Genomic DNA, 3,653 nt, shown 5'->3' on the forward strand with positions numbered 1-3,653 from the left:
TGGCCCTGGGAAACAGCGTTCACCGACCTGTTCACAGCCATGCTGAAACCGTCAGCCACAGCCCCGGTCTGACCGGCTTCGACCCCGTCCGACCGACACGAAAGAAACAAGTGGAACGCTCCCGGCAGCGAGGCCGATAGCTCCGCAGCGCCCTCAAGCCGCTGGAATAGCCAGTTCCCGTTCCGCGGCTACCTCAGCTGCTGATCGGTGGATCGAGGCTAAGTGCCTGGCGGGAGCAGTCCCGGAAAGGAATCTGCGTCCCGCCAGCAGGACCGTCTTCATGGTGAGGACCCTGTTGCCCTTCATATTGTGGACTCCGTGGATCTTCTGGGTGCGGGCTCTGTTCAGGTTCCCGGGGGTCCCGTAGAGCGGCCGGCGCCCGACCACAAACAGCAGTTCCTTCTGCTCACTATGGAACATCTTCAGCATATGATCCGGGTGTAACGGCAACATGGCCGTGCCTTCCTGGTGACTTCCCGTCGTCGTCTAGAAATTGACCAGACGACTCTGGGATGAGCGGTTGGATGGACCGGCCGTGCCGTCGGCGGAATCTGTACTCCTGGCCCGGAAAGGCCATTCCTTATCGAAAGCCTCCAGCGCTTGATTCACGGGACTGGGAGCCGAGACAACGCCCAGCCCCTTCCAGAAGTTGCGGGCGATTTCCCGCGGTGAACGGGCCATCGGGCGGCGGTCCTTTGCAGGAGTCGAGAACCGTCCAATGTAGACGAAGATGGCGACGGTTGCGGCGAGGACTAACAGCAGTGACATGGCTTTCCTTCAATGAAGTGGAGCTGGATGGATGGAGTGGATCAAATCTGGAAACCAATGCTGGCGGTGAAGCTAAAGTTCCGGCTTCGATTTCCATGTATTGATCATCTGCCCGGCGCCATCAAAGAAACAGTGGCATAAATGACCATGTTCGCTAATTTTCTGCCATACTTGTTTTATGTTGAAATCAGTAGCTGTCATCGTGCTTCCCGGGCTCTCACCATTCGAGTTCGGCATACTTTGTGACGTGTTCGGGGAGGACCGCTCCGGGCTCGACGTCGGGCTTCCCAAGTTCGACTTCCGTATCTGCACCCCCGAGCCCGGCCTGGTACCGACGGGGAAGGGATTCTCCATCCAGGTGGACAAGGACATGACCGCCGCCGCAGATGCCGACCTGGTGATCATGGCGCCGCATCGCCGCACGCCACTTCCCGCCGTCGTTATTGAACAACTGCAGGCGGCAGCAGCACGCGGTGCCAGCATGCTGTCCGTATGTACTGGATCGTTCTCGCTGGCGGAAGCAGGCCTGCTCGACGGACGCTGCGCCACCACGCATTGGATGCATTCGCCCGAATTCGCGGCCGCCTACCCAAAGGTCCGGGTCGATGAGAACGTTCTCTACGTCGAGGACGGGAACATCATTACCAGTGCGGGATCGGCGGCGGGGATTGATGCCTGCCTGCACTTGATCCGCAGGGAATTTGGCGCGAAAGCCGCCAACGCTATTGCCCGGGGCATGGTGGTTCCCCCGCACAGGGACGGCGGCCAGGCACAGTACATCGACCGTCCGGTCCCAGCGCACACAGGAGACACCATGGAGGAGTTACTGGTGTGGCTGGCGGCGAATCTGGACAAGGAATTCTCGGTGACCGAACTTGCCGGCCGTATGCATATGTCCGATCGCACGTTTGCGCGCCGTTTCCGGGCCGAAACCGGCACCACCCCGGCCGCCTGGGTCAACGGGCAGCGCATCCTCCGTGCGCAGACACTGCTGGAGGAGACACAGTTGAGCATCGACGAAGTCGCGAGGGAGGCCGGCTTCGGCCAGGCTGTTCTGCTGCGCCACCATTTCCATCGGGCGCTCGGCACCAGCCCCGCGGCGTACCGGCGCACCTTCCGCGGGACGGCCGCCCGCACTGGTGCCGCTACCGGCGTTGCAGCCCAACCGGCTTAACGACGGCGGCGGTCCGCCCGTCAACGCGACGACGGCGGTCCCGCAGCTGTGTGTCGGGTCCCGCCGTCGGGCGCCCACCCGAGAACGGTGCTCACCGTCGAAACCGGTGGTTAGCAACACCGATTTCGCGGCGCAGGACCGTTTTCGCGGATCGTGCACGCCGGCCGGGTGGTGGGCACCAACGTTTTCGCAGCTCAGGACCGTTGTCGCGGACCGCCCAAAGGCGGTTAGCCGAGCTTCATCTGCCGGTTCACGTCCTTGTACAGCAGATAGCGGAAGTTCGACGGTCCGCCGGCGTAGCAGGCCTGCGGGCAGAACGCGCGGAGCCACATGAAGTCGCCCTCCTGCACCTCCACCCAGTCCTGGTTCAGCCGGTATACCGCTTTGCCTTCCAGCACGTAGAGCCCGTGCTCCATCACATGGGTTTCCGCGAACGGAATGGATCCGCCCGGCTCGAACGTGACGATGTTGACGTGCATATCGTGCGACAGATCGGACGGATCGACAAAGCGTGTGGTCTTCCAGGCGCCATTCGTGTCCGGCATTTCCCTGGGCTCGACGTCCTTCTCATTGGTGACGAACGCAACCGGCGCGTCAATGCCCTCGACGGCTTCATACGCCTTGCGGACCCAGTGGAAGCGGGCCGGCTCGTCGCCGTCGTTGCTCACTGACCATTGGGACGACGGCGGGATGAAGGCATATCCGCCGGGCTCCAGCGTGTGCTGCTCACCCTCCAGGGTCAGCGACAAGGTGCCCTCCATCAGGAACACCACGCCCTCCGCCCCGGGATTGGATTCGGGGTTACTGCTGCCGCCGCCGGGCGAGACCTCCATGATGTACTGCGAGAAGGTTTCGGCGAAGCCGGACAGCGGCCGGGCGAGTACCCACAGCCTGGTCTTGTCCCAATGCGGCAGGTTGCTGGTGACAATGTCGCTCATCGTTCCACGCGGAATGACCGCATAGGCCTCGGTGAACATCGCCCGGTCGGTCAACAGGTCAGTCTGTGGCGGCAAACCGCCGTGCGGGGCGTAGTAGCCCATGAGTATCCCTTCAGAAAACGTTGCGTTATTGTGCGGCCCTGGGGTGGGCCAATGCGAATAGTTCGGCCCCGCTGATGCCGACGGCGGAATCCAGTTCGGTGGTCGAGACCGCCCCACAGAGCAGGCCGCGGTGCACGAACCGGGCGAGCGCCCGGGCCGTTGCCGGCTCATCCATGACTTCCGACTCCACGTGGTGCACGTAATTGTGCAGGCGGCGGGCGGCAGCGTCCCAGCCTTGCCGGTAGAAGGCATACGTGGCCAAAAAGCGCGTTGGCAGCTGGGCCGGATGCAGGTCCCAGCCCTGGTAGTACCCGCGTTCCAGATGACGCCGAACCAGCCGGGCGTGCAACTGCCACGCCTGCTGCTTCTGCTCATCCGAGCCGGACGGGATGATGTTGGTCGAACCGTCCGAGAGCCGGACTCCGGTACCCGCGACGGCGACCTGCATGACCTGCTTGGCATAGTCCGCGGCCGGGTGTTCCATCGACTGGTACTCGGCCGCGATCTGCAGGGAGTCGCTGTAGTCGTAGGTGCCGTAGTGGAACGCGGTGACGCGGCCTTCGGCACGGTGCAGCAGATGGGCGACCGGAACCGTTCCGTCCGCGGCGAGGATCAGCTGCGGCGTTTCCATCTGCACTTCGAACTTCAGCCGTCCGGCCGGCAGCTCATGG

General features: G+C 63.2%; 5 protein-coding genes. 1 reads left to right on the forward strand and 4 read right to left on the reverse strand.

Translation table 11 applies throughout. From position 1 onward, the window contains the following. Window positions 1-153: 153 nt before the first annotated feature. Both Y707_RS0117930 and Y707_RS0117935 read right to left on the reverse strand, forming a co-directional pair. Window positions 154-420 carry a hypothetical protein gene (locus Y707_RS0117930; protein ID WP_155853129.1) on the reverse strand — a complete coding sequence of 89 codons (267 nt, stop codon included), beginning with the start codon at window positions 418-420 and terminating at the stop codon, window positions 154-156. Window positions 421-486: 66 nt separating this feature from the next. Further along, window positions 487-768, reverse strand: coding sequence for a hypothetical protein (locus tag Y707_RS0117935; RefSeq protein ID WP_026536094.1), 282 nt, complete (start codon window positions 766-768; stop codon window positions 487-489). A gap of 178 nt (window positions 769-946) precedes the next feature. Between Y707_RS0117935 and Y707_RS27305 the strand changes: the two genes are divergently transcribed. Then, window positions 947-1,942, forward strand: a complete 996-nt coding sequence (locus tag Y707_RS27305; RefSeq protein WP_051442166.1) for a GlxA family transcriptional regulator — start codon at window positions 947-949, stop codon at window positions 1,940-1,942. Window positions 1,943-2,169: 227 nt separating this feature from the next. Here Y707_RS27305 and Y707_RS0117950 read toward each other — a convergent pair whose 3' ends face one another. After that, a complete protein-coding gene (locus tag Y707_RS0117950; protein WP_026536095.1) occupies window positions 2,170-2,982 on the reverse strand; it encodes a bifunctional allantoicase/(S)-ureidoglycine aminohydrolase in 813 nt (270 codons plus the stop codon). Between the two features lie 25 nt (window positions 2,983-3,007). After that, window positions 3,008-3,653 (reverse strand): DUF6986 family protein (locus Y707_RS27310; protein ID WP_035782486.1); only part of this gene is annotated, 646 nt, incomplete at its 5' end.

Origin of the sequence: Arthrobacter sp. H14 (genome assembly GCF_000520495.1) — a bacterium.
Taxonomy (GTDB): Bacteria; Actinomycetota; Actinomycetes; order Actinomycetales; family Micrococcaceae; genus Arthrobacter_C.

What these genes read in the sequence shown, in the direction of transcription:
- Y707_RS0117930 (WP_155853129.1), bottom strand. Translation starts at nt 420, where the DNA reads ATGTTCCATAGTGAGCAGAAGGAACTGCTGTTTGTGGTCGGGCGCCGG.
- Y707_RS0117935 (WP_026536094.1), bottom strand. Translation starts at nt 768, where the DNA reads ATGTCACTGCTGTTAGTCCTCGCCGCAACCGTCGCCATCTTCGTCTAC.
- Y707_RS27305 (WP_051442166.1), top strand. Translation starts at nt 947, where the DNA reads ATGTTGAAATCAGTAGCTGTCATCGTGCTTCCCGGGCTCTCACCATTC.
- Y707_RS0117950 (WP_026536095.1), bottom strand. Translation starts at nt 2,982, where the DNA reads ATGGGCTACTACGCCCCGCACGGCGGTTTGCCGCCACAGACTGACCTG.